The sequence below is a fragment of the Vibrio sp. V39_P1S14PM300 genome, assembly GCF_009904765.1.
Lineage (GTDB): Bacteria > Pseudomonadota > Gammaproteobacteria > Enterobacterales > Vibrionaceae > Vibrio > Vibrio proteolyticus.
The window spans coordinates 1-3,198 of record NZ_WXWP01000310.1; the positions used below are offsets into that span (position 1 = coordinate 1).

The following is a 3,198-nucleotide window of genomic DNA, read 5'->3' on the forward strand; positions in this document are numbered from 1 at the left end:
GACACGGAGATAAGACCATGCAACTAAAACAAACTACACTCGCACTAATCGTAGCTTCAGTATTCATTTCTGGTGGGGCACTCGCCTATGGTGGTAGCAGCGATGGCGACATTGATGATAGCTACAATCAGGAAAACGGCAGTAATAATCATTTCCATAGCAACAATGGCGATGATAACAACCGTATTCGTACCAATGATGGAAACGACAATAACACTTTTACCACTTTGACTAATGAACAAACGTTCATGAATGAACAATCTTGGTCAAACAGTCAGTCGTTGGATATCCGTTTGGATATGGACACCGTTGTTGCTCAGAATGATCTTAGCGGTGAAGTATCAAACACCTCAGTTAGCTATGGAGCTAGTAGTTCTCCATCTCAAAGCTTTGGTCGTGGACACGGACGCGATGATGAAGCTTGTTGTGGTAGCCTGACTGTGAATCACAGCAACTCGTTGGGTGGTTTCAATGGTGCAGCCGGTATCAACACCGTGGCACAAAATGCAGGGAACAATTCATTGGTTCAGCAAGCTGTGTCTACCAACGCATCTGTGTTTACCGACTAATCTAGCAGCATAGCAGGAGTAAGCGATGCGTATTGCACTACTCGCCTTGAGTGCGATGGCTGCGCTATCCGCTAGTGCCGATGATATTGTGATGGCCGATATGGAACTGTCCGAAGCAGTCATGGACAGTTCCAGAGGCGGCCAATATTACATCGACATCGAGAATGTAACGGCGTCCTCTGAAATTAATGGGGTGAGTGCTGGCAACATTGCGAATAACACTGTGACCGGGAACAACATACTTTCAGCGGGTGCGCTGGCGGAAAGCTCGGGCATCAACAGTGTGATTCAAAATAGTGGCAACAACGTGCTGATACAAAACTCAACGGTCGTAAACCTGACACTCAAGTGATATGAACATTTGGCGTTACTCAATTTGGCCGATGCTGATGCTGTCAGCATCTGCCTATTCTCTGGACTTTCTCCCCAGTCGCGGACAATACACCGTGCCGGTAAAAAGCTACAAAGAAATGTTGTTTGGTGATGTCTTTCGTCAACAGTACGACTTTAGTTGTGGCTCGGCGGCATTGGCTTCTCTATTGACATTCCATTACGAGACACCTTCCTCAGAACAGGATATCTTCAAAGTGATGTTCGACCATGGCGATCGCACTTTGATCGAAAAACAAGGGTTTTCTCTACTGGATATGAAAAAGTATTTGGAGTCACTCGGTTTTCGTTCGGATGGGTTCAGAATAGGGCTGGATAAAATCCGTGACGTAGGGGTGCCCGGCATTACGCTGGTGAACTTCGACGGCTACCTGCATTTTGTGGTGATAAAGGGAATGAACTCAGAATCCGTGATCCTGGGCGATCCGTCCAGAGGGACCATGAAGATGAGTATTGAACGTTTTAAGCAGCATTATCAGGGAGTGATTCTGTTGATTCGCACTCATGCTGAAGTGGGGCGTTCCAATTTCATTACCAGTGACGAATACGCGATCTACACGCCGTCACCACTCGACACAGGTGTGCATAGGGAGTCACTGGGCATTTTCAGCATCACCTTACCAGAAGCGGGTGAGTATTAGCCATTGAGGACAGCGACATGAGATATTGGAAAATACTCAGTGGATTGTCTGTACTACTGTCAACCATGCCCGCGTATGCCAGTGAGTTTTATGCGGATGTCTTGATGGAGGAAGGAACCCACCTTACCCCGGTGGCGAGCGATACACTCTCGTCATATCGAGGCGGATTCAGGCTGAAGAACGATTACGTAATCAACATCGGCCTGAGTATCACAACGTCGATAAATGGAATGACGTTGTTTAATACCCGTATTGCTCACCTGATGATTCAAAACGGTAACTTAAAGCGTGTACCGACACCCAAAACACCCGACTCTCGTGTTGAGAACCCGGACGTGTCGTCCGGCGGCGTGGTTAACGTTGTTCAGGTAGGAGAGGGCAACAGTGTCGAAGAGGCTCCGGTTGTGCCTGTTGTCGAGTCAATCACCAACCCTGCGATGCCGATTGACTCCGGTACGGGAAATACGACACCTACAGTCGTCAACACCAGTACGATCACCAATATTATCCAGAATACACTGGATAACAGTGTGCTTGGGTTAAATACTGTGGTGGATATTGATGCCCAGGTAGGCGACGTCATCAAACAGATTCAGGTGAATCAAAAGTTGGATGACGCCATCCTTTCAAGCTTCTACTGATCAGAACGTAAATGGCACCCTCACTGTTAATTGAAAGTCGGGGGTGTCTTCTGTCAATCCCGCCTGCGCATTCACATTCAGTGAGGTCTTGGGACTAAAAGCGTAATTCACACCAAAGTTAATGGTGTCGAGCTGCAGCATCTTCGCATCGTCATTTTCGCTACCGTCTATCTTACTTTTCAGTATGGTTTTATGACTTAAACCCAGTGTAAAGGAGAGATCTGGGTTGATGGCAAAACCGAGTCCGGCGCCGAGTGCAATGGTGTCACCAAGATCCACTTCAACTCGGGTTCCGTTAACCGAGACATCATCTTTAAAGTTGTAGATGTAACTGAGACTGGCGAACAGAACGGCAGGGTCGGATGGATACAACATGGAGATAGATGGTTCAACACTCCAGAATCCGGAGCCAGTAGGCACTTCTTTAAACGTATTGTCGTTGGGATCAATGTCGACCTCATAAGGGGATTTGCCAGTGTCCGATTTAACGGTTAATCCTCCGACCCAGTAAGGCGTGCTATCAAAATTAAACTGATGACGCACCGCCAGTTCGATGTCGCCCAATCCACCACCATCTAATGTGTTATTGATGGTGTTATCAGCGGCTCCGTCCTGAATTGGGCGCGTGGAGACCTGATCGTTTCGATAGACATACGGCAAGCGGATCTCAATTTCAGTATCGTCAAACAAGCCGTAACGGGCCGATAAGCCGGCAGTAATGGTTGTACGATCGGAATCAGAGACTTCTATTCGACCGACCAGAAGAGTAGGAAGAATGGTGTAACCAACGACGGAGACTTTGTTGGAAGAGTTTTGTGTGTAGCTTAATGACGCATCAAACGCGAATTGCCCCTTCGGGGTCAGGACGCCGGAACGGACAAAAACGTCATTAACCGTTTGAGGGCGTTTGGCAATATCAGACTCTTCGGCTGCCAGTGACGAGGCAGACAAACAAAG

Annotated in this window: 5 protein-coding genes; 4 read left to right on the plus strand and 1 reads right to left on the minus strand. The window is 47.7% G+C overall.

The window, feature by feature from the left end:
- From CAG65_RS15860 to CAG65_RS15875, 4 genes are all read left to right on the plus strand, one after another.
- Positions 1 to 569: hypothetical protein (locus tag CAG65_RS15860; RefSeq protein ID WP_237668835.1), on the plus strand; the 569-nt coding region annotated here is incomplete at its 5' end.
- Positions 570 to 594: 25 nt separating this feature from the next.
- A complete protein-coding gene (locus CAG65_RS15865) occupies positions 595 to 921 on the plus strand; it encodes a hypothetical protein (RefSeq protein WP_021705198.1) in 327 nt (108 codons plus the stop codon).
- Between the two features lies 1 nt (position 922).
- The gene (locus CAG65_RS15870; protein WP_021705199.1) at positions 923 to 1,600 is read left to right on the plus strand and encodes a C39 family peptidase; all 678 of its coding nucleotides are present in this window, start codon (positions 923 to 925) and stop codon (positions 1,598 to 1,600) included.
- Between the two features lie 17 nt (positions 1,601 to 1,617).
- Positions 1,618 to 2,241, plus strand: coding sequence for a hypothetical protein (locus CAG65_RS15875; RefSeq protein ID WP_237668229.1), 624 nt, complete (start codon positions 1,618 to 1,620; stop codon positions 2,239 to 2,241).
- On the opposite strand, the gene CAG65_RS15880 is transcribed toward CAG65_RS15875, so the two are convergent.
- The gene (locus CAG65_RS15880; protein WP_443098407.1) at positions 2,242 to 3,192 is read right to left on the minus strand and encodes a transporter; all 951 of its coding nucleotides are present in this window, start codon (positions 3,190 to 3,192) and stop codon (positions 2,242 to 2,244) included.
- Positions 3,193 to 3,198 lie beyond the last annotated feature (6 nt).

Bases quoted from the DNA above. Each gene is read 5' to 3' on its own strand.
- CAG65_RS15870 (WP_021705199.1), top strand. From the start codon at position 923: ATGAACATTTGGCGTTACTCAATTTGGCCGATGCTGATGCTGTCAGCA.
- CAG65_RS15865 (WP_021705198.1), top strand. From the start codon at position 595: ATGCGTATTGCACTACTCGCCTTGAGTGCGATGGCTGCGCTATCCGCT.
- CAG65_RS15875 (WP_237668229.1), top strand. From the start codon at position 1,618: ATGAGATATTGGAAAATACTCAGTGGATTGTCTGTACTACTGTCAACC.